The sequence below is a fragment of the Cupriavidus lacunae genome (assembly GCF_003353055.1).
GTDB lineage: Bacteria > Pseudomonadota > Gammaproteobacteria > Burkholderiales > Burkholderiaceae > Cupriavidus > Cupriavidus lacunae.
Genome location: NZ_QKWJ01000051.1, coordinates 25,150 through 51,438 on the forward strand (window position 1 = coordinate 25,150; position 26,289 = coordinate 51,438).

20 protein-coding genes and 1 pseudogene are annotated in these 26,289 nt (G+C 68.2%); 9 read left to right on the top strand and 12 right to left on the bottom strand.

What is annotated here, in order from left to right; genetic code table 11:
- Positions 1 to 138: 138 nt before the first annotated feature.
- The 7 genes from DN412_RS28765 to DN412_RS28795 form a co-directional block, all read right to left on the bottom strand.
- Positions 139 to 1,458, bottom strand: a complete 1,320-nt coding sequence (locus tag DN412_RS28765) for a sigma-54-dependent transcriptional regulator (RefSeq protein ID WP_115214681.1) — start codon at positions 1,456 to 1,458, stop codon at positions 139 to 141.
- Positions 1,448 to 3,427, bottom strand: coding sequence for a sensor histidine kinase (locus tag DN412_RS28770; RefSeq protein WP_115214682.1), 1,980 nt, complete (start codon positions 3,425 to 3,427; stop codon positions 1,448 to 1,450). The genes DN412_RS28765 and DN412_RS28770 overlap by 11 nt, the downstream gene beginning before the upstream one ends.
- Positions 3,428 to 3,594: 167 nt before the next feature.
- The gene (locus tag DN412_RS28775; RefSeq protein WP_115214683.1) at positions 3,595 to 4,905 is read right to left on the bottom strand and encodes a dicarboxylate/amino acid:cation symporter; all 1,311 of its coding nucleotides are present in this window, start codon (positions 4,903 to 4,905) and stop codon (positions 3,595 to 3,597) included.
- A 467-nt stretch (positions 4,906 to 5,372) separates the two neighbouring features.
- Entirely contained in the window at positions 5,373 to 6,671 is a 1,299-nt protein-coding gene (locus DN412_RS28780) for an MFS transporter (RefSeq protein WP_115214684.1), read from the bottom strand.
- Between the two features lie 82 nt (positions 6,672 to 6,753).
- On the bottom strand, positions 6,754 to 8,466 hold the full coding sequence (gene hutU, locus DN412_RS28785) for a urocanate hydratase (RefSeq protein ID WP_115214685.1): 1,713 nt from the start codon (positions 8,464 to 8,466) through the stop codon (positions 6,754 to 6,756).
- A gap of 188 nt (positions 8,467 to 8,654) precedes the next feature.
- Entirely contained in the window at positions 8,655 to 9,356 is a 702-nt protein-coding gene (hutC, locus tag DN412_RS28790; protein ID WP_425267455.1) for a histidine utilization repressor, read from the bottom strand.
- A 99-nt stretch (positions 9,357 to 9,455) separates the two neighbouring features.
- Entirely contained in the window at positions 9,456 to 12,836 is a 3,381-nt protein-coding gene (locus DN412_RS28795) for a diguanylate cyclase (protein ID WP_115214687.1), read from the bottom strand.
- A 347-nt stretch (positions 12,837 to 13,183) separates the two neighbouring features.
- On the opposite strand from DN412_RS28795, the gene DN412_RS28800 reads away from it, so the two are divergent.
- Complete coding sequence (locus DN412_RS28800; protein WP_115214688.1) at positions 13,184 to 13,588, top strand: nuclear transport factor 2 family protein; 405 nt, start codon at positions 13,184 to 13,186, stop codon at positions 13,586 to 13,588.
- 99 nt (positions 13,589 to 13,687) lie between these two features.
- The gene (locus tag DN412_RS28805; RefSeq protein WP_115214689.1) at positions 13,688 to 14,575 is read left to right on the top strand and encodes a c-type cytochrome; all 888 of its coding nucleotides are present in this window, start codon (positions 13,688 to 13,690) and stop codon (positions 14,573 to 14,575) included.
- Between the two features lie 16 nt (positions 14,576 to 14,591).
- Here DN412_RS28805 and DN412_RS28810 read toward each other — a convergent pair whose 3' ends face one another.
- Positions 14,592 to 15,656: an acyltransferase family protein gene (locus tag DN412_RS28810; protein ID WP_115214690.1), complete on the bottom strand. Its 1,065-nt coding sequence runs from the start codon at positions 15,654 to 15,656 to the stop codon at positions 14,592 to 14,594.
- A gap of 326 nt (positions 15,657 to 15,982) precedes the next feature.
- On the opposite strand from DN412_RS28810, the gene DN412_RS28815 reads away from it, so the two are divergent.
- Positions 15,983 to 16,447: a (2Fe-2S)-binding protein gene (locus tag DN412_RS28815; RefSeq protein WP_115214691.1), complete on the top strand. Its 465-nt coding sequence runs from the start codon at positions 15,983 to 15,985 to the stop codon at positions 16,445 to 16,447.
- Positions 16,448 to 16,463: 16 nt separating this feature from the next.
- Complete coding sequence (locus DN412_RS28820; RefSeq protein WP_115214692.1) at positions 16,464 to 18,722, top strand: xanthine dehydrogenase family protein molybdopterin-binding subunit; 2,259 nt, start codon at positions 16,464 to 16,466, stop codon at positions 18,720 to 18,722.
- A 31-nt stretch (positions 18,723 to 18,753) separates the two neighbouring features.
- Here DN412_RS28820 and DN412_RS28825 read toward each other — a convergent pair whose 3' ends face one another.
- Both DN412_RS28825 and DN412_RS28830 read right to left on the bottom strand, forming a co-directional pair.
- Positions 18,754 to 19,572, bottom strand: coding sequence for an anti-sigma factor family protein (locus tag DN412_RS28825; RefSeq protein WP_115214693.1), 819 nt, complete (start codon positions 19,570 to 19,572; stop codon positions 18,754 to 18,756).
- Positions 19,559 to 20,191: an RNA polymerase sigma factor gene (locus DN412_RS28830; RefSeq protein ID WP_115214694.1), complete on the bottom strand. Its 633-nt coding sequence runs from the start codon at positions 20,189 to 20,191 to the stop codon at positions 19,559 to 19,561. The genes DN412_RS28825 and DN412_RS28830 overlap by 14 nt, the downstream gene beginning before the upstream one ends.
- A gap of 188 nt (positions 20,192 to 20,379) precedes the next feature.
- Here DN412_RS28830 and DN412_RS28835 point away from each other — a divergent pair.
- From DN412_RS28835 to DN412_RS28845, 3 genes and pseudogenes are all read left to right on the top strand, one after another.
- Positions 20,380 to 21,268 (top strand): annotated as a pseudogene (locus DN412_RS28835) (metallophosphoesterase family protein); the annotation flags it as partial.
- A 3-nt stretch (positions 21,269 to 21,271) separates the two neighbouring features.
- Positions 21,272 to 21,646 carry a cupredoxin domain-containing protein gene (locus DN412_RS28840; RefSeq protein WP_115214695.1) on the top strand — a complete coding sequence of 125 codons (375 nt, stop codon included), beginning with the start codon at positions 21,272 to 21,274 and terminating at the stop codon, positions 21,644 to 21,646.
- Positions 21,647 to 21,835: 189 nt separating this feature from the next.
- A complete protein-coding gene (locus DN412_RS28845) occupies positions 21,836 to 22,123 on the top strand; it encodes an ArsR family transcriptional regulator (protein WP_115214696.1) in 288 nt (95 codons plus the stop codon).
- Between the two features lie 33 nt (positions 22,124 to 22,156).
- Here DN412_RS28845 and DN412_RS28850 read toward each other — a convergent pair whose 3' ends face one another.
- Together DN412_RS28850 and DN412_RS28855 are read right to left on the bottom strand one after the other, a co-directional pair.
- A complete protein-coding gene (locus DN412_RS28850) occupies positions 22,157 to 23,698 on the bottom strand; it encodes an MltF family protein (RefSeq protein WP_115214697.1) in 1,542 nt (513 codons plus the stop codon).
- A gap of 180 nt (positions 23,699 to 23,878) precedes the next feature.
- Positions 23,879 to 24,289 (bottom strand): hypothetical protein, encoded by a 411-nt coding sequence (locus tag DN412_RS28855; RefSeq protein WP_115214698.1) that lies wholly within the window; start codon positions 24,287 to 24,289, stop codon positions 23,879 to 23,881.
- A 409-nt stretch (positions 24,290 to 24,698) separates the two neighbouring features.
- On the opposite strand from DN412_RS28855, the gene DN412_RS28860 reads away from it, so the two are divergent.
- Together DN412_RS28860 and DN412_RS28865 are read left to right on the top strand one after the other, a co-directional pair.
- Positions 24,699 to 25,388 (top strand): DUF1120 domain-containing protein, encoded by a 690-nt coding sequence (locus DN412_RS28860; RefSeq protein WP_115214699.1) that lies wholly within the window; start codon positions 24,699 to 24,701, stop codon positions 25,386 to 25,388.
- Between the two features lie 152 nt (positions 25,389 to 25,540).
- Entirely contained in the window at positions 25,541 to 26,071 is a 531-nt protein-coding gene (locus DN412_RS28865; RefSeq protein ID WP_115214700.1) for a DUF1120 domain-containing protein, read from the top strand.
- The last annotated feature ends 218 nt before the right edge of the window (positions 26,072 to 26,289 follow it).

Sequence of the window (26,289 nt, forward strand, 5' to 3'; positions counted from 1 at the left end):
GGCGCGATGCGAGGTCTGTGGCGCGTGCGGAATTCAGCGGGCGCTTCAAAGTCCTGTCGCGGCGTGACAGATTGCGCGGCCAGCGGCCGTCCTCGCCTTACGATCACCTTTCACGGCCCAGGCTTCACGGCCCACGTTTCACAGCCCGTACTTGCGCACCTTGTCGAACAGCGTGGTCTTGGCCATGCCCAGCGCTTCGCTGGCGCGGCTCAGGCTGCCGTCGTGGCGGCGCATGGCGTCGGCAATCAGCGCGCGCTCGAACTGCTCGACGGCCTGCGCTAGCGGCATGGCCGCCGGGGCAGTGGCACCATGGCCGGGGTTGCAGCCCAGCCCCAGCACGTGGCGCTCGGCCAGGTTGCGCAGCTCTCGCACATTGCCCGGCCATGGGTAGGCCACCAGCCCGGCCAGTTCCGCCGGCGTGGCGGGCACCGCATCGCGCCCGAAGCGCAACGCGGCCTGCGCGACGAAATGCTCGAACAATGCCGGCACGTCTTCGCGACGCTCGCGCAGCGACGGCAGTTCCAGCGTGATCACGTTCAGGCGGTAGTACAGGTCGGCGCGGAATTGGCCGGCATCGGACAGTGCGCGCAGGTCCGCCTTGGTGGCGGCCACCACGCGCGTGTTGACCGGCACCGGCTGGTTGGAGCCGAGCCGTTCCACCACGCGTTCCTGCAACACCCGCAGCAGCTTGATCTGCAGCGGCATCGGCATGCTCTCGATTTCATCGAGAAACAGCGTGCCGCCTTCGGCGTGCTCGATCTTGCCGATGCGGCGGCGCGCGGCGCCGGTGAAGGAGCCGGCCTCGTGGCCGAAGATCTCGCTTTCGAACAGCTGCTCGGGCAGGCCGCCGCAGTTGATCGCGACAAAGTTGCGCGCATGGCGCTGGCTGGCCTCGTGCAGGCAGCGCGCGACCAGTTCCTTGCCGGTGCCGGTCTCGCCATGGATCAGCACGTTGGCGTCGGTGCCGGCGAGGTCGGCAATCAGGCGCCGCAGCCGTTCCACCGCGGGCGAATGACCGATCAGGCGGGTTTCGAGCTTCTGGCGACCTGCCAGCCGTTCTCGCAGTTCTGACACTTCCAGCGCCAGCCGGCGCTGTTCCAGCGCGCGGCGGGTGGCTTCCACCAACTGCTCGGGCGAGAACGGCTTTTCCAGGAAGTCGTAGGCGCCTTGCTTCATTGCCTGCACGGCGAGCCCCACGTCGCCGTGGCCGGTGATCATGATGACCGGCAAGGCGGGATCGCGCGCGCGCAACTGCGCGAGCAGCGCCATGCCGTCCTGGCCGGGCAGGCGGATGTCGCTGACCACTACGCCGGCATAGCCCGGTCCCGCTTCGCGCAGCGCGGCCTCGGCGCTGCCCACGCCGCGCGTGGCGATGCCTTCCAGGCGCAGCGCCTGCTCGCAGCCCAGGCGCACATCGGCATCGTCCTCGACGATCAGTACGGTCAGGTCAGCCGGCATGCTCTGCATCCTGTGGGTTGGCGTCGTGCGGCGCCAGCGGCAGCACCAGCGTGAAGCAGGCGCCGCCGTCCGGGTGGTTGGCGGCGGACAGGCTGCCGCCGTTTTCGTTGAGGATGCCGGCCGACAGCGTCAGCCCAAGTCCCAGCCCTTGTCCGGCGGGCTTGGTCGTGAAGAAGGGTTCGAACAGCCGCGCGAAGGCTTCCTCGGATAGTCCGGCGCCGTTGTCGCGCACGGTCAGGTGAACCATGGCGCCCGCCAGGTGCGCATGCAGCGCAATACGCGGTCCGGGCGGTCCGGCCTTGCCGGCCACGGCGTCGAGCGCATTGCCAAGCAGGTTGACCAGCACCTGCTCCAGCCGGTTGGGATCGCACACCACCGCCAGCGTCGGATCGATATCGCGATGCAGGTCCGGCTGCACCGCGTCAACGCGGGTCTGCAGCAGGAACAAGGCGTTGTCCACCGCCTCGGCCAGCTTGGCCCGGCGCCTGCCGTTGCCGGATTTGCGCGCAAATGACTTGAGCGCGCCGGTGATGCGGCCCATGCGCTCGACCAGTCCGATGATGGTGTCGAGGTTGGCGCGCACGGTGGCGTAGTCGCCGCGCTCGAGGAACTTGCCGGTATTGCCGGAGATCGTGCGCAGCGCCGCCAGTGGCTGGTTCAGCTCATGCGCGATGCCGGTCGACATCTGCCCCACGGCGGCCAGCTTGCCTGACTGCAGCAGCCCGTCCTGGGCCTGGCGCAACACGGTTTCGGCGCGCACGCGTTCGGCGACCTCGGCCTGCAGGCGCTGGTTGGAGGTGGACAGGTCGGCGGTGCGCTCGGCCACCTTGCGCTCGAGCTCGCTGTTGGCCGCTTCCAGCGCGGCGCGCGCCGCCAGGCGCTCATTGATAATGCGCCGGCGCACGTTCCAGGCGGCGCCCAGCAGCAGCACGAAGGCCGTCAGCACCCCGGCCAGTGCCGCCGTGTTGAGCGCGGCCACGCGTGCCTGCGAGGTATTGGTCAGCAGGGTCAGTTGCCAGTCGGTGCCGGGCAGGGCGGCGTGCTGGGCCAGCATCGGCGGCCCGAGGCGCAAGCGCACCAGTTCGTCGCTGGTGGCGTTGCCGCTGCGGTTGCCATCGCCATCGCCATTGCCGAGCGTGCGCACGGTGGTGAGCGGCAGTTGCGGCAGCGGGGAGCGGTTGTATTGCAGGCTGCGCGTGAACCGATCGCGTGCCTCGGGTGACAGCGGGCGCAGCGCGGCCAGCTTCCACGACGGGTCCGAGGCCAGGATCACCACGCCGTTCTCGTCGGTCAGCAGCATCTGGCTGTCGGCGCCCTGCCAGCGGTTTTCCAGTGGGTCCAGGCCGATCTTGACGACCGCTACGCCTGCCGGGTTGTCACGCTCGCCCAGCGGCGCGGACAGGTAGTAGCCGGATTCGCTGCGGGTGGTGCCCACGCCGTAGAAGCGGCCCAGCTGGCCCTCCATGGCGGACCGGAAATACGGGCGGAAGCTCAGGTCTTCGCCCAGGTAGCTGTCCGGGCGCTGCCAGTTGCTGGTGGCCAGCACCTTGCCGCGCGCATCGAGCACATAGACCACGCGCGTGCCGGCGCGGGTGTTGAGGGCGCTCAGGTAGTCATTGGCGCGCGCCGCGCGGGCCGGGTCGTCCGGGCGCAGCAGCAGGGCGGCGATGCGCTCGTCCAGCGACAGCAGGCCGGGCACGTAGTCGTAGTGGGCCAGCTCGCTTTCCAGGGCCTGGGCGTACAGCCGCAACTGCACCTGGCCGCGCTCGGCCTGGCGGGCCAGCGCGGAGTCATAGCTGTAGCGGTAGCCGAGCGATCCCGCCAGGCTCACCAGCACGGCCAGGGCCAGCAGCGCGAGCAGCGGCGCGGCGCCGCGCAGGCCGTGGGGCAGGCACGATCCGGTGGGTGCGGCGGACGCAGGTGCGGTGGCGCGGGTGGTATCGCCGGGAGGGTGTAGCGGGCCGGTCATCAGGTGTTGGGTGAGGCAGGTGGCAAAGCCGCCGCGCGGGCAAAACGGGCAGGGGGCCGGCGCGGGTGCCTACTTTTACCACACCAGGGGGGCAGTGCCGCGCCAGAATGCAAAAAGGCCCGGTCGCCTTATCGGCAACCGGGCCCTGGCACGCCTGGCGGACGGTATTACTTGCCCGCGAGGACCTGGGCAGGTGCCAGGCCGGTGGTGGTATCCGCGGCGGGTTCATCCTCCTCGGACGGTACCGGCGCGCCGATGGCGCCTTCGCTTTTGGCGACGACGGCGGTGGCAATGGCATTGCCGAGCACATTGGTCACGGTGCGACCCATGTCGAGTACGTGGTCGATGCCCAGCACCAGCAGGATGCCGGCTTCCGGCAGGCCGAACATCGGTAGCACGGCGGCGACCACCACCAGCGAGGCGCGCGGCACGCCGGCGATGCCCTTGCTGGTGACAAGCAGGACCAGCAGCATGGTGATCTGCTGGGTCAGCGACAGCTGGATGCCATACACCTGCGCCACGAACAGCGCGGCGAACGAGGTGTACATGATCGAGCCGTCCAGGTTGAACGAATAGCCCAGCGGCAGCACGAAGTTGGTGATGCGCTCCTTGACGCCGAAGTGGGTCAGCTGGTCGATCACCTTCGGGTAGGCCGATTCGCTGCTGGCGGTGGCGAAGCCGATCATAAGCGGCGTGCGCATCAGCTTGAGCAGGCGGAACACGTCGCGGCCCAGGAAGAAGTAGCCGCCGGCGATCAGCGCCACCCACAGCAGCGCCAGCGCCAGGTACAGGCTGCCCAGCAGCTTCGCGTACACCACCAGCACGCCCAGGCCCTGCGCGGTGATCACCGCCGAGATCGCGCCGAACACGCCCACCGGGGCAAACGCCATCACGTAGTTGGTGACCTTGAGCATCACCTGGCCCAGGCCTTCGATGCCTTGCAGCACCGGTTTGCCGACGCCGTCCTTGACCGTGCCCAGCGCAAAGCCGAAGAACAGCGAGAACACCACGATCTGCAGGATCTCGTTGTTCGCCATCGCCTCGACAAAGCTCTTGGGGAACATGTGGGCAATGAAGTCGCGCAGGTTCAGCGCGCCGGTCTTCAGGTTCGAGGCGGCGTCAGCCGGCGGCAGCGGCAGGTTCATGCCGTGGCCGGGATGCAGCAGGTTGGCCATCAACAGGCCGAGCAGCAGCGAGGTGATCGAGGCGCCGACGAACCACATCATCGCCTTCAGGCCGATGCGGCCCACGGCGCGGCCGTCGCCCATGCTGGCGATGCCGGCCACCAGCGTGGCGAACACCAGCGGCCCGATGATCATCTTGATCATCCGCAGGAACACGTCGGTCAGGATGGACAGGTGGTCCGCAATCGATTTGGCGGTGGCGGCGTCCGGCGCCAGGTTGTGCGCGGCGGTGCCGACCAGCACGCCGAGCAGCATCGCAATGAAGATCAGGGTGGGCAGTCGATTCAGTTTCATCGTGGATCAGGCCTGTGCGTCCGTTTCCTGTGGCAGGGACGGGCGACTGTGTATTGCAGGAAGGCGGGGCGGCGACGTCGGGGCGCCGTGCCGGCCTTGTCGTGGTTCAGCGCGGCAACAGGTGCCGGGGGTTCGCCGGGGTGGCGAAGGGGGTGGGCAAGGCGGGGTCGGTCATGGGTGTGTCCTCCTTTGTTTTTTGGCATCGGCCGGGACGCTGGGGGCGTGCCGGCGTACCTGTCTGGCGCTGTGAGCGGCGGCCTATATTGCACGCGCCGTGCCAGGCCGAAGGGGCCGCTGGCATTGCGCAAGCTATTGAATGCAAAGGAGAAAAAGATGTGATTCCGGCGCACGGTTCGGGAATCCGGACCCACAAGCGACAAAGCCGTTCGGAAACCCGAACGGCTTTGTAGGTGTTAACCCGCAGTTTTAAGGGGCGCTGGCAGCAGGCCCTCTCCTCATGGCTTCACTCATTTCAGCCGCCGTCCCAGCGTTTCCGGCACCATCGCCAGGCCGATCAGCGACACCAGGCCGCAGCCGATCACGTACAGCGCGGGCGCATTGACGTTACCGGTGATCTGGATCAGCCGGGTCGAAAAATATTGCGCAAAGCCGCCGAAGATCGCGATCGCCACGCAATACGCGATCGACAGCCCGGTGGCGCGCAGCCGCTGCGGCAGCACTTCGCTGACCAGCACCATCGAGGCCGGCGCGGTCATCGACATCGGCACCGACAGGCAGCCCACCACCACCAGCAGGCGCGTGAGCGACGGCTCGGCGTTGATCAGCACGAAGGCCGGGTAGACCATCGCCAGCAGCGCCACGCGCGACCACAGCACCACGGTCTTGCGGCCGATGCGGTCAGCCAGCCAGCCCGCGAACGGCGACAGCGCCACCTGCACCAGCGCCGCCACGCACGCCGCCCAGATGCCCAGCGACAGCGGCATCTTCAGCACGCTGACCGCGTAGTTGCTGAGGTAGTACACGACGATATAGGTGGACGAAGCCAGGCCGATCATCAGCAGGATGCTGGCGATCACCTCGCGGCCATGGCGGCGCAGCAGCGGCCATTGCGCGGCATGTTCGCCGTGGCGCGCGGGCGCGGCGGTCTCTTCCAGCCGGCGGCGGATCACCAGGCCGACCGGGATCACCAGGATGCCGATCAGGAAGGCGAGGCGCCAGCCCCAGGCTTCCAGCGCGGCCGGCGCCAGCACGTTGCTCAGGACCAGCCCGGTGATCGCGCCCAGCAGCGCCGCCAGGCCCTGGCTGAACGGCTGCCAGGCGGTATAGAAGCCGCGCGTGCGGTCATCGGCGTATTCCAGCAGCAGCGCGGTCGATGCGCCCATCTCGCCGCCGATGGCAAAGCCCTGCACCAGCCGCGCCACCACCACCAGCACCGGCGCGAAGATGCCGATCTGCGCATACGGCGGCGTCACCACAAAGATCAGCGAGCTCAGCCCCATCAGCCACAGCGTCAGCGCCACCGCCGGCTTGCGCCCGGCGCGGTCGGCGTACATGCCAATCAGCAGGCCGCCCAGCGGGCGCATCAGGAAGCCGACGCCAAAGGTGGCGAACGACATCAGCAGTTGTCCGGTGGGATTGTCGACCGGGAAGTAGAGCCGGCCGATCAGCGTGGCAAAGAAGCTGTAGACGACGAAATCGTAGAACTCCAGGCCGTTGCCGATGGTAATGGCGGCAATGGCGCGCGTGCGTGACAGCTGCGCCTGGGGCGCCGCGACCGCCACGCCGGCGGTGGTGTCGATGGACATGGGTGTCTCCGTAAAACGATAAGGCGCCGGCCGGGACGCACGTGGCGGCCCGGCGGCAGAACGGCTCTTGCTGGCCGCGGGTTCAGTCGCGCGAGGCGTGGTTCAGCATCGGCAGGTCCAGGCCCTGCTCGTGCGCGCAGTCGACGGCGATCTGGTAGCCGGCGTCGGCATGGCGCATCACGCCGGTGGCGGGGTCGTTGTGCAGCACGCGGGCGATGCGCGCGGCGGCTTCGTCGGTGCCGTCGCACACGATCACCACGCCGGAATGCTGCGAGAAGCCCATGCCCACGCCGCCGCCATGGTGCAGGCTGACCCAGGTGGCGCCGCTGGCGGTATTGAGCAGCGCGTTCAGCAGCGGCCAGTCGGACACGGCGTCGGAGCCGTCCTGCATGGCTTCGGTTTCGCGGTTGGGGCTGGCGACCGAGCCCGAGTCCAGGTGGTCGCGCCCGATCACGATCGGTGCCGACAGCTCGCCGCTGCGGACCATCTCGTTGAAGGCCAGGCCCAGCTTGGCGCGCAGGCCCAGGCCCACCCAGCAGATCCGCGCCGGCAGGCCCTGGAAGCTGATGCGCTCGCGCGCCATGTCGAGCCAGCGGTGCAGGTGCTCGTCATCCGGGATCAGTTCCTTGACCTTGGCGTCGGTCTTGTAGATGTCCTGCGGGTCGCCCGACAGCGCGGCCCAGCGGAACGGCCCGATGCCGCGGCAGAACAGGGGGCGGATATAGGCGGGCACGAAGCCGGGGAAGTCGAAGGCATCGGCCACGCCTTCTTCCTTGGCCATCTGGCGGATGTTGTTGCCGTAGTCGAAGGTCGGCACGCCCATCTGCTGGAAGGCCAGCATGGCGCGCACATGCGCTGCCATCGAAGCCTTGGCGGCCTTGACCACCACCGCCGGCTCGCGCTGCGCGCGCTCGCGGTACTCGTCCCAGCTCCAGCCGGCCGGCAGGTAGCCGTTGAGCGGGTCATGCGCGCTGGTCTGGTCGGTGACCATGTCCGGGCGCACGCCGCGGCTCACCAGCTCGGGCAGCACCTCGGCGGCGTTGGCGCACAGCGCGATCGATATCGCCTTGCCCTGCGACGTATACCGGTCGATGCGGGCGAGCGCGTCGTCCAGGTCGGTGGCCTGCTCGTCGACATAGCGGGTCTTCAGGCGGAAGTCGATGCGGCTCTGCTGGCATTCGATGTTCAGCGAGCAGGCACCGGCCAGCGTCGCGGCCAGCGGCTGCGCGCCGCCCATGCCGCCCAGGCCGGCGGTCAGCACCCAGCGGCCCTTCAGCTCGCCGCCGTAGTGCTGGCGGCCGGCCTCGACGAAGGTCTCGTAGGTGCCCTGCACGATGCCCTGGCTGCCGATATAGATCCAGCTGCCGGCGGTCATCTGGCCATACATGGCCAGGCCCTTGGCATCGAGTTCGTTGAAGTGCTCCCAGTTGGCCCAGTGGGGGACCAGGTTGGAGTTGGCGATCAGCACGCGCGGCGCGTCGCGATGGGTGCGGAACACGCCTACCGGCTTGCCGGACTGGACCAGCAGGGTCTGGTCGTCTTCCAGGCGGGTCAGGGCCTCGACGATGCGGTCGTAGCATTCCCAGTTGCGGGCGGCGCGGCCGATGCCGCCATAGACCACCAGCTCCTTCGGGTTCTCCGCGACCTCGGGGTCGAGGTTGTTCATCAGCATGCGCAGCGGGGCTTCCGTGAGCCAGCTCCTGGCCGTCAGCGTGGTGCCGCGGGGGGCACGGATTTCGGTATCGCGGAAACGCGTGGTGGGCGTGGTGGGCGCGTTGGGGGTGGTCTTGGTCACGGGAACTCCTTCGGTCGTGCTGGTCTGGAACGCTCGCTTTTTCGGGCGACGCATAGGCATGTATATTCCTGTATATACAAGTACGTATGAATCGGGGTAATCCCGTAGGATCGAAGGGTTCAACGCGGCGCTTTAATCACAAATGATGTTTAGGTCCCTTATGCCCTGGCGGGCAAGCAGCCCTCGGGCTAGGACGTGAACCGGCCTTCCAGGCGATGTAGCGAGCCGGGATGCACCAGCCTCACCGACGTCACCACACGGCCTGCGGACCAGGTGCGGCGCCGGATCAGCAGGCACGGCTCGCCGCGCTGGATGGCCAGCAGCTCGCACTCTTCGGGCAGCGCCAGCACGGCCTCGACTACGTGCTCGCCTTCGGTCAGCGGCGCGACGCGCGAGAGGTATTGGTAGGGGGTTTCGCTGGTGAAGTCCTGCGCGAGGTAGTCCGGCGCCACCGCGGCGTTGACATAGCGGTCCTCAAGCTGGATCGCCACGTCGTCCTCGTAATGCACGATCACGGAATGGAAGACCCGCTCCTCCAGCGCCACCTCCAGTGCCGCGGCCTGTGCCGGGCCGGCGCGTTCGGCCTTCAGACTGATGACGCGCGCGTGATGCCGGTGCCCGCGTGAAGCGATGTCCTCGGCGATATTGTTGACCGCATACAGCGCGGTCCGCCGCTTCGGCTCGGCGACGAACGTGCCGACGCCCTGCAGCCGCACCAGCATGCCTTCCGCGGTCAGTTCGCGCAGCGCGCGGTGCACGGTCATGCGGCTCACGCCCAGGGACTCGACCAGCTCGGTTTCGGACGGCACGCGGTGATGGGGCGGCCAGCTGCCGTCAGCGATCCTGCTGCTGATGTGCTGCTTGACGCGCGCATAGAGCGGCGCCGGCATAGAGTCGGACACGAGCGACAACGGGTTCCCCTTGGATTCGGCCTTGCGGCCATGCGACAGGCGCCGAATTTATCACGGGCCGGCGCCCCGGCTGGTGGACTAGGATGCCTGCGTGTCCCGCTGCTGGCATCCGGCCAGGAACACATCCAGCGCCACCGGCCGCCCGATCACATACCCCTGTGCATAGTCCACCCCGATCGCGCGCAGCGCATCGAGGGTGCGTTCATCCTCCACCCATTCCGCCACCGTGCGCACGCCCAGCCGGTGGCCGATATCGTTGATCGAACTGACGATCTCGCGGTCGACGGCGTTGTCGGCCAGTTGCCGGATAAAGCTGCCGTCGATCTTCAGGAAGTCCACCGGGAACTGCTTCAGGTAGGCGAACGACGACAGGCCCGAGCCGAAGTCGTCCAGCGACACGGTGCAGCCGGCGCGTCGCATCTCCACCACCAGCCGGTTGGCCGCGGCCATGTTGTTGATCAGCGCGGTTTCGGTGATCTCCAGCCGGATACGGCTGGCGGGCAGGGCGCTGGCCTCCAGCTCGGCATGCAGGAAGGGCAGCAGGAAGGGCTCGCCGAGCGAGTTGGCCGACAGGTTGATCGATACCGACAGCCCCGGCACGGCGCCCAGGCGTTCGCCGTAGCCGCGCAGCACGTTGCGGATGACCCAGCGGTCGACATGGCCCATCAGGTCGTAGCGCTCGGCCGCGGGAATGAAGGCACCGGGCATGATCAGCTCGCCGTGCTCGTCGACCATGCGCACCAGGATCTCGATGTGGCGGGGGTCGCCGTCTTCGTCCGCTTCCGGCTGCAAGGCGCGGATCTCCTGCGCGAACAGGCGGAAGCGGTTGGCTTCGAGCGCCGAGTGGATGCCGGCGGCGACTTCCAGCTCGCGGTGGTGGCGGCGGGCATCGCTCTCGTCGCGGCGGTACACCGACACGCGGCTGCGGCCCGCTGCCTTGGCGGCGTAGCAGGCCACGTCGGCGCGGCTCATCAGTTCGCTGACCGGGGGCACGTCCAGGTCGATTGCGGCGATGCCGATGCTGGCGCCCACGTCGTACACGCGCCCTTCCCACGGGAAGCGGCGGCCGCGGATGGCGTCGATCACCCCCTGGCAGACCTGTTCGGCCTGGTCGACGGTGCAGTCCTTGAGCAGCAGCGCGAACTCGTCGCCGCCCAGGCGCGCCAGCACGTCGTCCGGGCGCACGTGGTGGCGGATCATGTAGCCGAGTTCGCGCAGCAGCACGTCGCCGGCGCCATGGCCGGCGGTGTCGTTGACGATCTTGAAGCGGTCCAGGTCGATAAAGCACAGCGCGGCATGATGGCCGTGCAGCCGCGCCGCGTCGCAGGCTTCGCGCAGGCGCTTCTCGAACCAGGTGCGGTTGGGCAGGCCCGTGAGCGCATCGTGCATGGCCGAACGCGCCAGCTCGCGCTGCAGCGCGCGCGCGGTGGTGATGTCCTGGAACACCAGCACCGCGCCCAGCACCTCGCCGCGCGCGGTCAGCACCGGCGCGGCCGAGTCCTGCACGTCGTGGCGCTCGCCGGTCAGGCTCTGCAGCACGGCGCCGTCCTGCAGGTAGGCGGGCGTGATCGTGCGCAGGCAGGCCTCGACCGGGCTCGGGATGGGCTCGCCGGTCGCTTCGTCGACGATGCGGAAGACCCGCTCCAGCGGCAGGCCGGTGGCGCTGGCCATGGTCCAGCCGGTCAGCTGCTCGGCAATCGGGTTCATGAAGGTCACGTGCATGGTCGCGTCGGTGCAGATCACCGCATCGCCGATCGAACGCAGCGTGATGTGCAGGCGCTCCTTCTCCTCGAACAGCGCCTCGGTCAGGCGCCGCTGCTCGGTGATGTCCCAGTTGGTGCCGATCAGCGCGTGCGCGGTGCCGTCAGGGGTGCGGGCCACCATGGCCATGGCGCGCACGTGGCGGACTTCGCCGCCGGGGCGCACGATGCGGTATTCGGTGTCATACGGCGCCTCGCCCCGGATGGCCCGGCGCATCTCGCGGTTGACGCGGCTGACATCCTCCGGATGCAGCAGCGCGGTCCATTGCTCCGCCAGCGGTGCGCCGTTGGCGGGGTCGGTGCCGTGCAGCGCATGCATGCGCGCGTCCCAGGTGATGTCGGTACTGATGAGATCCCGCTCCCAGATGCCCACGCCGCCGGCTTCCACGGCCAGCTGGATGCGGCGCGACAGCCGTTCCAGCTCTTGCTGCGCCAGCTTGCGCGCGTGAATGTCTTCGACCTGCGTGATGAAGTGCTGCGGCTCGCCGGTCTGTTCGTCGCGCACCAGCGATACCGCCAGCAGCACCCAGCGGTAGTGGCCGTCCTTGTGGCGGTAGCGCTTTTCCAGGCGATAGGACTCGATTTTCCCGGACAGCAGGTTGGCGACCTGGCGCAGGTCGCCGGTCAGGTCGTCGGGATGGGTCAGCTGCTGGTAGCTCAGTTCGCGCAACTCGTCAGCGCTATAGCCCAGCAGTTCGGTGATGGAACGGTTGACCGTCTGCCAGCCGCCGTCCATGTCGACCAGCGCCATGCCGATGGCCGAATGTTCCATGGCCTGGCGAAAGCGCTTGTCGCTGCTGCGCAGGCTGGCGCGGCCGTGCCGGTTCTGCTCGGTCAGGTAGGCGATGCAGACCGGGAACACCATGATCACCGCCGCCGACAGCGGCACGGCTTCATGGCGGTGCGTGAGCAGCATCAGGGCCTGCAGGCAGAGCGTGGCCACCAGCGTCAGCAGCGCGGTGGCAAACGGATTGCCGGCCAGCGCCACCAGCACCAGCGGCAGCGACATCACGGCAAACGGGTCGTGGCCCTGCCATTGCGCAAAGGCGCCGATGACCAGGCACAGCGCCAGCGCGCCCGCCTGCGGCGCCAGCACCGGCCGCGCGATGGCAGCGCGCACGCGCACCGCCGTCATCGACAACATCATCGGCAGCAACAACGCCATGCCGAGCGCGTCGGCCTGCCACCACGTCCACCAGACCGAGGCGAAGCTGGTGCCCTGGGTGGCCGCAATCGCCGCCGCGCCGCCCGTGGCGCCGACCGCCGGCGCCAGGATGCCGCCCACCGCCAGCATCACCGCGAACGCCGCGAGCGGCCCGTGGCGACCCAGGAAGGCATGCCGGTCCAGCCGGCGCAGCAGCCCGAGCGCGAACAACATCTCGGCCAGGTTGGCGCCGGTCAGCATCAGAGCAATGCCGACGCTGTCGCCGGCCGCGTGGTTGGCCAGCACGCTGGCACCCAGCATGCCCGCCAGCAGCCACGGCCCCTCCGCGCGCGGCCGGTGCAGCAGCAGGCCCAGCCCGAAGGCGTTAGGCAGCCACACCGCCGCGACGGTGCCGGGCAGCCGCGCCAGCCACAGCGCCGCCGCCGCCAGCACGAAGAAGCCGGCGCCGGCCAGCAGCAAGGGCAGCCAGCGGCGCTGCGGGGCGGAAGGGCCTGGAGCGGCCTGGTGGCTTGGCGGGGCCGTGTCGGGCGTCATGGACGAGAACGATGCAAAGGCGGTGCGTCTGGGTGGGAAGGAGGCGGCTTGGCCGGCGCGCCCGGCGGCACGGCCCCGGAACGCCCGGACGGACTGCCGCCCAGCTTAGGGGCAATGTAGCGAGGATAGGGGGGCGGCGATCGGAAGGACAGGGGGCAGGTTGGGGGTTTCTTGCCTCTGGTGTTCTGGGTGATTTTTTGGTAGGGGCAGTGTCGGCGCCGCCAAGTCCCGGTAACCCCGCCGATAACCTCCCCGGTAATCGCGCCGCGGCCCCGCCGCGCCCATCATGCAGCCATGGCCTGACGCCAGGCCCCGCCGGATTCCCAACCCAAGACCAGGAGAATGCCATGTCCGCTGCCATCCAAGCCCAGCCCGCCCCGGTTGCCGATGCCGCCACGCTTGCCGACCGCTACCTCGCCGCCTGGAACGAAACCGACGCCGTGTGCCGGCGCGAGCTGATCGCGCTGGCGTGGACGGAATCGGCCAGCTATGTCGATCCGCTGATGCGCGGCGACGGGCATGCCGGCATCGACGCCATGATCGCCGCGGTGCAGGCGAAATTCCCCGGCTTGCGCTTTACCCGCGTGAGCCCGGTCGATGCCCATGGCGAACACCTGCGCTTTACCTGGGAACTCGGCCCGGCGGGAGAGCCGGCGCTGGTGGTCGGCACTGACTTTGCCACGATGTCCGCCGACGGCCGGCTGGCGCGCATGACCGGCTTTATCGACCGGGCCCCGGCCGGGCTGGCCTGACCGCGGCGCGCGCCGCCGCTATGTGGCCTTGCCCACCGACAGCCCCCCGTCCACTGGCTGCAAGCTGCTGCATCCAGTGCGGCGGACAGGGGGCGGCGAATGGCGCGATTTCTGCGGGTGGCGGCATGGGCGCTGGCCGGCACGGCGGTCGTCGTGGCCGCGGCGGCCTATGCCGCGGCATGGGTCGGGGAGCACAAGGCACAGCGCATTCTCGACGTCAAGGTGGCGCCGGTTGCCATCCGTGAAGACAACGCCGCCATCGCCCACGGCAAGTACCTGTACGAGTCGCGCGGCTGCATGGAGTGCCATGGGGCCGGCGGGGGCGGCAAGCAGGTGATCGACGATCCGGGCGGCCTGCGCGTGCGCGCGCCGGACCTGACGCGCGCCAATCCGGCCATTGCCGCCTACCAGCCGGTCGACTGGGTGCGGAGCATCCGCCATGGCGTGGCGCCCTCGCACCGCCCGTTGCTGATCATGCCCAGCGAGGACTACAACCGCCTGAGCGATGAGGACCTGGGCGCGCTGGTTGGCTACCTGCGCAGCCTGCCCCCGGCGATGGGGGCGCCCGCGGAGATCACCATGCCCTGGCTGGTACGCGCGCTGTATGGCGTGGGGGTGGTGAAGGATGCCGCGTCCAAGATCGACCATAGCCTGCCGGTGCAGGCGGCGATGGAGGCGGCGCCGACGGCCCGGTATGGGGGCTATGTGGCCAACGTCTGCATGGGGTGTCACGGGCCGGAGTTCCGTGGCGGCAAGATCCCGGGGGCGCCGCCCGACTGGCCGCCGGCGGCGGACCTGCGCCCCGTGTCCGGCGGCCCGATGGCACGCTACGGCCATGCGTCGGCCTTTATCGAGATGATGCGCAGCGGCAAGCGGCCCGATGGCACGGCGGTGAGCCGCGTGATGCCGTTCGATTCATTCGGGCGTATGAACGATACCGACCTGACAGCCTTGTACCTGTTCCTGGCCGGCCTGCCTGAGCGCTGAACCCAGGCGCTGAACCCTAGCCCCGTGCCAGCCGCCGGCCGGCCGCGATGCCGGGCAGCTCCACCCAGCGGTGCAGCAGCAGGGCCAGTGCCAGCGCCAGGCCGGCATCGATGGCAAAGCGCAGCAGCTGCAATGCGGTCTGGTCCGGCGTGAGCTCCGGCATCAGGCGCTTGACGCCTTCGATCACGGTGGGGTGTGTCAGGTAGAGCGCGTAGGACAGCTCGCCCAGCCATATCAGCGCGCGCGGCACGCGCAGCATGCCGGTGTGCTCGGCCGCGACCACGCCTGCCAGCAGCAGCGCCGCGGGCAAGCCCCGCCCCGGCAGGCTGAAATCGGGCCCGACCAGCGGCAGCGACAGCGCAAATGCCACGCTGCCGATGGCCAGCATCGCTACCGCAAGCGTCCGCGTCAGCAGGTGGCGCCAGCGCGCGTAGGCCCACGCCAGCCCGCTGCCCAGCAGGAACTCCAGCACCAGCGGATTGCTGGCCATGGCCAGCCACGGCGCGGCGAACGGGTAGCCCTGCGCGGGATCCGCCACCAGCGTGCCGAAGTGCCACCACGGCAGCACCAGCATGAACAGCGCGAAGAGGCCCAGCACCACCAGCAGCGCGCGCCGCCCGGCCAGCAGCAGGCCGAGCGCGAAGGCCGCGTAGAACGCCAGTTCATAGTTGAGCGACCAGCCCACGTACAGCGCTGGGTAGCCGTAGTAGGGCGCGTGGTCGATGGAAGTCGGCAGGAATGCCAGCGACGCCGCGAACAGCGCCGGCGTGACCGGGTTCAGCAGCAGCACATGGATGGCCGACATGGTCCAGTACGGCGGCGCCAGCCGGCAGCAGCGCCGGATCACGAAGCCGAGCGGGCGCTCTGGCCGAGGCCGGGCCAGTACCGCGACCCAGGCGATGATGAAGCCGCTGATGACAAAGAACACGTCCACGCCGACATGGCCCCGTTTGATAACGTTGTGGGTCAGCCAGCTCAGCACCGGCGCATCGGCGCCGCCCAGCGTGAGCCCGGAGTGGTAGACCACCACGAAGGCGGCGGCCAGCCCGCGCAGAGCCTGGATGCCGTCGAGCCGGGTCACGGACGGCGACTGCGCCGATGGGGCGCGTGCGGCGGCGGTGACCTGCGGGACGGAGGTGGGCGGGGTCGATGCCGTGCCGGTCCCGGGAGGATGGTGTTCTGGAATAGTCGACGGCACTGTTTCAACGACAGCAATCGGATTGCAGGGAACTCATGAGGGACAGCCGCTCCTTGCACAAAGTTCGTGCAAAGATTGCTCGCGGGCAGGGTAGTGCGCAAAGCGCACGGCAAGGTGCGGGAAATTGCACTATCCTCACTTGTCCATTGCGCCAGGCTGCGGCGCACCGGAATGAACCAGCGGGCAACGTACCCAAGGAGTGTCCCCCCATGACCACCCTCACTATCAACGTCAACGGCAAGACCCGTGAAGTCGACGTGGACCCGTCCACGCCGCTGCTGTGGGCGCTGCGTGACAACCTTGAAATGACCGGCACCAAGTTCGGCTGCGGCATGGCCGCATGCGGTGCCTGCACCGTGCACGTCAACGGCCAGGCCACGCGCAGTTGCGTGACGCCGGCATCCGCGGTCGCCGGCGCGCGCATCACCACCATCGAAGGCATTGCCACCGACCGCGTCGGGCGCGCCGTGATGGACGCCTGGCTCAAGCACGACGTCGCGCAATGCGGCTACTGCCAGAACGGCCAAGTGATGAGCGCCATCGGCCTGCTGCGCACCAAGCCGCGGCCCACCGATGCCGACATCGACCAGGCCATGGCCGGCAACCTGTGCCGCTGCGGCACGTACCAGCGCATCCGCGCGGCGATCAAAGACGCCGCCCGTGCGCTGGCCTGAGCGGGAGGAAACCGATATGCGTATCCGAGGCATCGAAGCCCTGGCAGGCGGCCAGGCCGCCAATAGCGGCGAAGCCCTTCCGAACACCGGCGTGGCGACGCTGGACCGTCGCAGTTTCCTGAAGCTGACCGGCCTGGCCGGCGGCGGGCTGGCGCTGGGCGTGGCCCCGCTGGCACAGGCGCAGGAGGGCGCCAGGCCCAAGACGCCGCCGGCGCCGCCGCAGGCGTTCCTGATCATCGCGCCGGACAACACCGTGACCGTGGCCGTGAACCGGCTGGAATTCGGCCAGGGCGTGCACACCGCGCTGCCGATGGCGCTGGCCGAAGAGCTGGATGCCGACTGGCGCAACGTGCGCGCCGCGCTGGCACCGGCAGGCGACCCGTACAAGGACCCCGGCTTCGGCATGCAGATGACCGGCGGCTCCACCGCGTTGAACCACTCGTTTGAGCAGTACCGAGAACTGGGCGCGCGCGCCCGCGCGATGCTGGTGGCGGCAGCGGCGCAGCAATGGAAGGTCGATGCGGCGAGCTGCAAGGTCGAGCAGGGCGTGGTCACCTCCGGCAGCCACCGCGCCACCTTTGGCGAACTGGCGCCGGCGGCCATGGCGCTGCCCGTGCCGCAACAGGTCACGCTGAAAGACCCTTCGCAGTTCCGCATCGTCGGCAAGCCCACGCCGCGGCTGGATGCGCGCGGCAAGATGGAAGCGACCACGCCGTTCGGCATCGACACGCACCTGAAGGGGATGGTGGTCGCCGTGGTGGCGCGCCCGCCGCGCTTTGGCGGCAAGGTGAAGAGCTTCAGCGCGGACAAGGCCCGTGCGGTGCAGGGCGTGCGGGGCGTGCTGCAGGTGCCGGTCGACCGCGGCGGCAGCGGCGTGGCTGTGATTGCTAGCGGCTACTGGCCCGCCAAGATGGGCCGCGATGCGCTCGATATCCAGTGGGAAGACGCGGGCTCGAAGGTGTCGTCGCCGGCGCTCTTCGACGAATACGCGAAGCTGGCAGCGCAGCCCGGCACCGTGGCGCGCGCGGGGACTGGCGATATCGGCTCGTCCATCGACGGCGCAGCGCGCAAGATCGAGGCGGACTTCCGCTTTCCGTACCTGGCGCACGCGCCGATGGAGCCGCTGAACTGCACGCTGCAGCCGGAAGTCGCGGGCGGCAAGGTGGCGTCGGTCAAGGTCTGGGTGGGCTCGCAGTTCCAGACCGTCGACCAGGCTGCCGTGGCGCGCACGCTGGGGCTGACGCCGGACAAGGTGGTGCTCAACACCATGATGGCCGGCGGCGGCTTTGGCCGGCGCGCGGTGCCGACCTCGGACTACATCGTGGAAGCGGCCAACGTGCTCAAGGCCTGGGTGGCCGCGGGCCACACCGAGCCGCTCAAGGTGGTATGGAGCCGCGAGGACGATATCCGCGGTGGCTACTACCGCCCGCTGCACCTGCACCGCGCCCGCATCGGGCTGGATGCGCAGGGCAAAGTGGTGGGCTGGCAGCACACCATCGTCGGCCAGTCGATCCTGAAGGGCACGCCGTTTGAGCCCTTCATGGTCAAGAACGGCGTCGACGCCACCATGACCGAGGGCATCGTCGAGAACGACTATGACCTGCCGCTGCAGATGTCGGTGCACCATCCGCAGGTGGATGTGCCGGTGCTGTGGTGGCGCTCGGTCGGCAATACGCACACCGCCTTCGTCAAGGAAACCCTCGCCGACGAGATGGCCGCCGCCGCAAAGCAGGACCCGGTGGCGTTCCGCCTGGCGCGGCTCGACGAGAAGAAGCACGCGCGCCACCGCGCCGCGCTGCAGCTGGCGGTGGACAAGTCCGGCTACGGCAAGCGCAAGCTGCCCAAGGGCCATGCCTGGGGCGTGGCCGTGCATGAGTCGTTCAACACCGTGGTGGCCTATGTGGTCGACGTCTCGGTGGTGAAGGGCGAGCCGCGCGTGCACCGCGTGACCGCCGGCGTGCATGCCAACCGCGTGGTCAACCCGATGTCCGCCGAGGCCCAGATCCAGGGCGCCTGCGTGTTCGGGCTGGCCATGACCAGGCCGGGGTTTGCCATCGAGATCGAGAACGGCGCCGTGAAGAACAGCAACTTCCCGGACTATCCGCCGCCGCGCATCACCGATGCGCCGGTGGTGGACGTGTTCTTCGTGCCCTCGCAGGAGAACCCCACCGGCCTGGGCGAGCCGGGCGTGCCGCCGATCGCGCCGGCGGTGGCCAATGCGCTGTTCACACTGACCGGCAAGCGCCAGCGGCAATTGCCGTTCGTGATGGCGTAGGCGGGCCTGGCTGGATGACCAGCGGCGCGCGCTATGGCGTGCCGCCGCTGGCCATGCGCCATGCCTGGCTGAAGCGTTGCAGGTCGGCGGCCGAGGCATCGGTCACGGCCCAGTAGTCCATGCCGCCCGCCTGCCAGTGCGTGATCTGGTAGCCCTGCCGGGTCAGGGTGCTGTCGAAGTCCGGCGCCGCCTTGCGCGACCCGGCGCCGCGCAGCACGAAGACATCGATCGGATGCTGGTTGCGTCGATAGACCAGCACCGCCACCCGCTGCCCGTTGAGGTAGTCGAGCCGTCCGCCGACGAGCGGAAAGCCCTCGGCCGCCATGTCATGCACCGGCGGCGCGTACTCCAGGCGTCCGTTGAACCACGGCTTGACCGTGTGACGATCGGTGGAAACCACGTCGATGGCGTGGTCGGCGATCAGCGCGCGCACGTGGCTGGTGACGACTTCACGCGCCATGGCATCTTGCGGGGAATCCTGCAGCATGAACGAGGTCAGCCCGAATGCCATCGAGGCTACGGTCAGGGCCGCCAGCCCGGCATTGGCGGCCGGGCGCCAGGCAAACCACTCGAGCCAGCGCGGACGCGATGCCGGGGCGGCAGCAGGCACGGCGGCAGCAGGCACGGCGGCCGCGGGCAGCGCGGCCGCAATCCGGGCGCGCAGCGCGGGGCTGGCACGATGATAGGTCGTGCCTTCCCGTACGGCCGCGCGCAGCGCGCGCAGGCGTCCCAGTTCAGCCGTGCATGCGGCACATTGCGCCAGGTGCTGCTCCAGGCGCAGGCTTTCCGCCGCGCCGAGTTCGTCATCGGCGCAGGCAGGCAGCAATTCGCAATACTCATTGCAATCCATGACCTGTCTCCCCGGCGGGGTGCGGTGCCGGCGCCAGCGCACCGGATGGTGTGCGAGCATGCGCCGGCCCTTGTGCCGTGCTCCCGTGTTGCAGCGCAGTGACCGCCGCCGCCAGCATTCGCCGCCCGCGCGCGAGCCGCGACATGACCGTGCCAATGGCGATATCCGCGACGTGCGCGATGTCGCGGTAGGGCAACTCCTCCAGTTCGCGCAGCACCAGAACTTCGCGGAACGCTACCGGCAACTGCTCCAGCGCCCGGTGCACCAGCCGCACGTTTTCCTGCCGCAGCAGCCACTGCTCGGGGTCGTCCCGGCCGTCGTGCCAGGCCGGCAGGGGCTGGTTCTCGTGCAGGTCGTCATAGCCGCACACCTCGGCGGCCGACTTGCGCTTCTGGCAGGTGGTGAACCACGTATTGCGCACGATGGCCAGCAGCCACGGCCGCGCCTGGTCGCCACGGAAACTGCCAAAGAGCCGGTAAGCGCGCAGGAAGGCCTCCTGGACCACGTCGTCGGCCTCGCTGGCGCTGCCCGACAACCAGCGCGCGAGGTTGTAGGCGGCATCCAGGTGCGGCAGCACCAGCTCATCGAAGCGGCGGCGTTCGTCGGATGCGTGATCCATGCGTGCCTTGGTCGGTTTGTGCGCCGGCGCCGGTGGCGCTCGTCGCGGCGCGTGTCCGGGGTATACCGGTGTTCCATGCAGTTTATTCCCGCCGCGCCTGAATTTTTCGCGGATCCGAATTACCGGGAATAAAACTGTGCGCAAGCCGGTATGACAAGAACACCCCTGTAACCATGGACGGAGGCACCATGAATACACTGAAGCGACGCGATTTCCTGAGGCTGGCAGGCGCTGCCGGGGGCGCGGTGTTTGCGTCCGGGCTGCCGGGCTGGGCCTTCGGGCGAGATGAGGACTTCTACTTCGTGCAGTTGTCGGACTCGCATTGGGGCTTCCAGGGGCCGCCCAATCCCGATGCGCGCGGCACCCTGCCCAAGGCCGTCGCCGCCGTCAATGCGCTGCGGCAGCCGCCCGACTTCATCATGTTCACCGGGGATCTCACCCACACCACCGACGATCCGCAGGAACGGCGGCGGCGCCTGCGCGAGTTCCAGTCCGTCATTGCCGGCCTGGAAGTCAAGGCGGTCCACCTGATGCCGGGCGAGCACGATGCCAGCCTCGATGCCGGCGCGGCCTACCAGGAGCTGTTCGGACCCACGCACTACACCTTCGATCACAAGGGCGTGCATTTCATTGTGCTGGACAACGTTTCCGATCCGGCCGGACGGGTCGGGGATGCACAGCGCGCATGGCTGGCCGCGGACCTGGCACGGCAGCCGAAAGGGGCGCGCATCGTGGTGTTCACGCACCGCCCGCTGTTCGACCTGTATCCGCAATGGGACTGGGCCACGCGCGACGGCGCGCAGGTGATCGACACCCTGATGCCCTATCCGAACGTGACCGTGTTCTACGGCCATATCCACCAGGAACATCACCACATGACGGGCCATATTGCGCATCATGCCGCGCGCTCGCTGATGTTCCCGCTGCCGCCGCCCGGCTCGCAGCCGCAGCGCCTGCCAGTGCCGTGGGATGCCGCGCAGCCCTATCGCGGGCTGGGCTGGCGCGAGATCGAAGCGAAAGCGGCGCCCGGCTCATTCGAGCTGGCCGAGCAGCCGATCGTGACCTGAACCGGAGCCCGCCATGAGGATTTCATCGATGGTCGGACGGCGCACGGCGTTGGGCTGGATGCTTGGCCTCGGGGCGGCCATGCTGGCCGGCGCCGGCCGGGGCGATGCGGCTGAGCCGCGCGTTATACGCATCCACGCGCGCAAGTTCATCTTTACCCCGAACCGCATCCCGCTGCGTGCCGGCGAGGCGGTCGTATTCGAACTGACCGCGCAGGACGTGATCATGGGCTTCAGCGTGCCGGATTTCGGCGTGCGTGCCGACGTGCCGCCAGGCGTGACGGTGCGTTTGCCGGCAACGGCGCGTGGCAGCGGCAGCTACGGCTTCCTGTGCGACATCTTCTGCGGATCAGGGCATGAGACCATGAACGGTGTGATCGAGGTCACGTAGGCGCTGCCTGCCCGATCCCTGTTGAGCCCGCGGGCGTGACGGTTGGTGTTGTAATCGCGCAGCCCGTGGGCGGCCCTATTGCCTTTGCCCTGCGAGCCGCGTAGAACGTTGGGGAACGGCACCTGGAGAGGGCCGGCAGCCGCCCGTCGTGGGCGGCGCAGCACAACGCCAGAGGATCGAGGTGTGGCCATGGAGACCCAAGAGAGCGCGCTGACGCTTGCCCTGATGACCGAGCCCGCGCGGGCCACGATCTGCCGCGCGCTGCTCGAAGCCGGCGAGGACGGGTTGCCCGCCGCCGCACTGGCGCAACTGGCCGGGCTGAGCCTGCCGCGCGCCGCACACCTGTTCCAGGAACTGATGCAGGCCGAAGTGGTGGCACTGTCCATCCGCGAGCGCCAGGTCTGCTACGTGCTCAAGGCCCGGCGCGCGGTGCGCGATGCGCTGGGCTACATCGACAGCAGCGGCCTGGCCGACTGATCCCGTCCCGCCAGCGTGGGTGCCGGCGGCAGGCTACTTCTGCACTTGCTTCAGTGCCCGCTCACGCGCGGCCTCCCTGTCCTGGGTCAGCCGATAAGCCGCGTAATACTTGTAGATGTTGCGCACATAGGTGGTGGTTTCTATTCCGATCTTCTCGGCCACCACGATCTCGACATTGTTGAACCACTTGTCGGGATCCAGCCCCCGCGCCGCAGCCTCCTTGCGCATCTTCGCGATATTGCCGGGCCCCGCGTTGTAGCTGGCAAAGGCGAACAGCGGCCGGTTGGATTCCGAGAAATGCGCGTCGGGGAAGTACTTCGTCATCAACCGGTCCATGTACTTGGCGCCGGCATGGATGTTGGATTCCACCGTCTGGATATTGCCCACGTTCAGTTCCTTGCCGGTGGCTGGCATGATCTGCATGATGCCGATGGCACCCACGCGGCTGCGCGCGCGCTGGTTGAGCTGTGACTCCTGGAAGCCCTGTGCTGCCAGCATCAGCGGGTCGAAACTATAGTCCTTGCCGTACTTCTCGAAGAAGGCAACGGTCTGCTGGAAGCGCTTGTATTCCGCGTCGTCGGTGTTGTTCTTGATCTGCTTGACCCGTCGCATGGTCTGCTTGAGCAGGTATTCCGCCACGCCGTGCTTCTTGACGTGGTTGACATAGAAATCGTGGATCACCTGCCGCAACTGCGGGCTGTTCTTGCGGAAGGCCCAGCCGACGTAGCCGCCTTCGCGCACGGCCAGGTCCTGGCGCACCTTGATGTCGGGCAGGATCTGCGCCCACGTTGCCGCCTTCCAGTCATCGACCACGACGATCTCCAGCAGGCCCGCATTCACCATCTCGAGTACGTCTTCGTCTTCGAGGGCGTCGGGCAGCAGTACCAGTCGCATCGGCGCCTTGCCAGACTGGCGCAGGCGGCTGTCCAGTGCCGTCAGGCTGTCGTAGTAGCTGCTGGCGCGGCGCACGTGGACGGTCTTGCCCGCCAGGTCGTCCAGGCTCTTCAGCGCCGGCGACTTGGGGCCGGTCACGACCAGCTCGCGCACCGGCTTGCGGTCACGCGGCGCGGCAAAGTCGACCAGCTTCAGCCGTGCCTCGGTCTCGGTCAGGTTGCCGGCGGCAATATCGCCAAGGCCTGCCGCCAGGTCGGGCAGCAGGCGGTCGCGCGTGGTGGGGATGATGATGATGGTAAGCGGGCGCTTGCCAAGGCGATCGGCGTAGGTCTTGTTCAGGTAGCGCTCGAACTCCCGCACCAGTTCTGCCGTGATGCCGCGCTCATGGCCTTTGTCGCTGAAGTAGAGGGTGCGGCTGTATGGCACCAGCACGCGGATGACGCGGCTGTTGATCATCACGTCGAAGTCGCCGGTGCGCGGCTTGTTGGCCAGGTTGAGGCCGCGCGGCTTGGCGGAATCCGCCGTGCCGCGCGCGGCTTTCGTCGCGAGGGCCGCAGCAGGTGCGGACGCCGGCGCCGGCTTTTGCTGTGCTACGGCAAACGTGCTGCACAGGCTGAGCGCGCCCACCAGGCCGGACAGGAGCAGGCCTGCGAACCAATGGTGTGGGTGGGCAGCGGCCATGGCGCAGATGGCAAGCCGGGCGGAGAAGCACGCGGCTGACTCACATCGAGTCTAGGCGTGATTGGAGCGCTTGCAAGCCGCTTGTATGCAAATGCTGCCGAGGGGATAAACGGAGGGAATGTGTGAGGCAAAAAGGCAGGTGGCCGGCTGAGCCCGGCCACCATCGTGCAACGGCTGAAGCTATTGCTTCGGTGCAGCCATTTCCTGCTTGGCCGTTGCGTCCGCTGCCTTGTTTTCAACCTTGCGTTCCTGCTTGGCAGCGCCGACTTCTCCCTTGTACTCCCCCTTGGCTGCCTGCTTCTTGGCCTTGTATTCGGCGGCGGCTTTCTGGCGCGCCTCGCGGCGTTCGACCAGCGGGTCCTTCGGCGGCTGGATCTGGGTCATGCCGGGCGGCACGCCCTGACCGCCGGCCGGGCTGGCCGAGGTTGCCGGCATTGCCGGGGCCGCTGGCATGCCCTGCGCAGCAGGCGCGGCCTGCGTGTCCGGGGTGGCGGTGGTCTGCGCGATGGCCGCGGCACAGCCGAGGCCTGCCAGGCCGGCGGCAATCGTGCTGGCGATTCGGGTAAGGCGAGCGTGCTGTTTCGGATCCATGGATTACCTCCAGGGTTGTTGTCGGAGGCGCCGGCAGGCAACGCCAGGCGCGGCGCATGCCGCACATTCCTGCCCTGGGACAGGCATGCAACGGCAGTCCTCAGTCTAGGTAGCGACTGGGTGTTGCGCTGTCAGGCGCAGGCCGAAGCAGTGTGCGATGAACGCCTACAAGCGGCCCACCTTGCCAGCCGCTGCGGGATCGGCGCACCGCCCCTTTTGCCGTGCCGTGGATGCCTGATGCCGCACATCCGGAGACCTCTCACGATTCGTGCGGGACTTTCGGTAGCAATAAGCCCTGCAGAAAAATCAGAGCAGTCTGAATTTAAGGGTTGCCTGATTTCCATGTCCCGCTTGTTTTCGGATCATTACGTTATGCACCAATGCTGGTGTATGACCCACTGAAGACACCATGAAACGACTCAAGAACATTGCTCTCCTGACGCTGCTGGCTGGTGGATCGACGGCGGCCCTGGCTGTCGGTCCGACGGCCGAACTGAAGGTGACCGGCCGGATCAGCCCACCGGTATGCACGGTGGCGCTGGCCAGCAACGGCGTCGTCGACTACGGCACGCTGATGCACGGCGTCACCTGGACGACCGACCTGAAGCTGCAGGAACGGACACTGGCCAACGCCTTCACCATCACCTGCGATTCGCCGACCGCGATCGGCGTGGCCTTTACCAACAACCGCGTGCCTTCCAACGGCGGCAACGCCGCGCCCACCAATGCAGCGCAAGGCGTGATCGCCGCGGGCGCGAACGGCGGCTGGGGCCTGGGCCTGGATGCATCGGGCAACAAGGTCGGCGGCTATACCTCGTCGGTGGGCAATGCCACGGTGGATGGCACGGCTGCGAAGTGGATCCTGAGATCGGCCCAGGGCGAGATCAAGAACAACTGGGCCCAGGTTGCGGGCGACGAAGGCGGCGCGGCCGACAGCCGCGCCTACGCATTCTCGAGCGACGGCACTGCACTGGCGATCGGCCAGGTGTTCAAGGCCGACTACTCGGTGGCGGCAAGCGTTGCGCCGCGCGACAAGCTGGACCTGAGCCAGGCCGTGAACCTCGATGGCTCCGTGACGCTGCAGGTGAATTACCTGTAAGCAGGCGCCGCAGGGCATGAGCGACTCGCGGAAAAGAAGACATTCCAGGAAAGAAGACAACCATGAAACGGATTGAAAAGCTCGTGGCAATGGCGCTGCTGGGCACCGGCGCAGGCGCGGTGTTCGCGGCAGGCCCCACGGCGGAACTGTAAGTGACCGGCCAGATCCTGCCGGCCAGTTGCACGATCGCGACCGCCAGCGGCGGTGTGATCGACTACGGCACCATTGCACGCACCAGCCTGTCGGCGACCACAGATACGAAGCTCACCCGGAAAAAACTTGCCAACGCCATTACGGTGACATGTGAGTCGCCAACCGCCGTTAGCCTGGCCTTTGTCAACAACCGATACAGTTCCAACGGTGGCAATACGGGAAACACTAACACTGCTGACGGCGCGATCTACTTGAGCGCCGGATATGGTGCGGGTCTTGGTTTTGATGCCTCAGGCAACAAGATTGGCGGGTACGTTGCAAGCGTGGGCAATTTCAAGGTGGACGGAGCCGTCGCACAGGTTAAGGCTGGCACTAACGGCGATGTGGCTAACGGCTGGGGATTCGTCTCACAGGACACTACCTCTAGGAGCTACTACTACTCCCTGGATGGGGCCACCAGCGCCATCGGACGCGTGTTCACGGCAGACTATTCGGTTGCCGCCAACATTGCGCCCTGCCAGCCGGCTTGATCTGAACCACGACATCGTCCTGGACGGCTCGGTGACGGTGCAGGTGAACTACCTGTAACGGACCACTTCGAAAGCAGAGGGCCCGGCCGAAGCGCCGGGCTTTTTTTCGGTGTGCCGAGCATGCGCAACAGCTTGGGGGTGAAAGTCCCCTGTCCAGCCTGATGGTGGCGAAGGACTAGCGAAACGCAAGGGCGTCGTCGTGAGGCGGGGTCTGAAGG

Excerpts from the sequence above, each read along its gene's own strand:
- DN412_RS28830 (WP_115214694.1), bottom strand. The coding sequence starts at position 20,191 with ATGGATCACGCATCCGACGAACGCCGCCGCTTCGATGAGCTGGTGCTG.
- DN412_RS28800 (WP_115214688.1), top strand. The coding sequence starts at position 13,184 with ATGTCCGCTGCCATCCAAGCCCAGCCCGCCCCGGTTGCCGATGCCGCC.
- DN412_RS28765 (WP_115214681.1), bottom strand. The coding sequence starts at position 1,458 with ATGCCGGCTGACCTGACCGTACTGATCGTCGAGGACGATGCCGATGTG.
- DN412_RS28770 (WP_115214682.1), bottom strand. The coding sequence starts at position 3,427 with ATGACCGGCCCGCTACACCCTCCCGGCGATACCACCCGCGCCACCGCA.
- hutC (WP_425267455.1), bottom strand. The coding sequence starts at position 9,356 with ATGCCGGCGCCGCTCTATGCGCGCGTCAAGCAGCACATCAGCAGCAGG.
- DN412_RS28855 (WP_115214698.1), bottom strand. The coding sequence starts at position 24,289 with ATGGATCCGAAACAGCACGCTCGCCTTACCCGAATCGCCAGCACGATT.
- DN412_RS28825 (WP_115214693.1), bottom strand. The coding sequence starts at position 19,572 with ATGGATTGCAATGAGTATTGCGAATTGCTGCCTGCCTGCGCCGATGAC.
- DN412_RS28780 (WP_115214684.1), bottom strand. The coding sequence starts at position 6,671 with ATGTCCATCGACACCACCGCCGGCGTGGCGGTCGCGGCGCCCCAGGCG.
- DN412_RS28805 (WP_115214689.1), top strand. The coding sequence starts at position 13,688 with ATGGCGCGATTTCTGCGGGTGGCGGCATGGGCGCTGGCCGGCACGGCG.
- DN412_RS28815 (WP_115214691.1), top strand. The coding sequence starts at position 15,983 with ATGACCACCCTCACTATCAACGTCAACGGCAAGACCCGTGAAGTCGAC.
- DN412_RS28820 (WP_115214692.1), top strand. The coding sequence starts at position 16,464 with ATGCGTATCCGAGGCATCGAAGCCCTGGCAGGCGGCCAGGCCGCCAAT.
- DN412_RS28850 (WP_115214697.1), bottom strand. The coding sequence starts at position 23,698 with ATGGCCGCTGCCCACCCACACCATTGGTTCGCAGGCCTGCTCCTGTCC.
- DN412_RS28860 (WP_115214699.1), top strand. The coding sequence starts at position 24,699 with ATGAAACGACTCAAGAACATTGCTCTCCTGACGCTGCTGGCTGGTGGA.
- DN412_RS28845 (WP_115214696.1), top strand. The coding sequence starts at position 21,836 with ATGGAGACCCAAGAGAGCGCGCTGACGCTTGCCCTGATGACCGAGCCC.
- DN412_RS28775 (WP_115214683.1), bottom strand. The coding sequence starts at position 4,905 with ATGAAACTGAATCGACTGCCCACCCTGATCTTCATTGCGATGCTGCTC.
- DN412_RS28840 (WP_115214695.1), top strand. The coding sequence starts at position 21,272 with ATGAGGATTTCATCGATGGTCGGACGGCGCACGGCGTTGGGCTGGATG.
- DN412_RS28795 (WP_115214687.1), bottom strand. The coding sequence starts at position 12,836 with ATGACGCCCGACACGGCCCCGCCAAGCCACCAGGCCGCTCCAGGCCCT.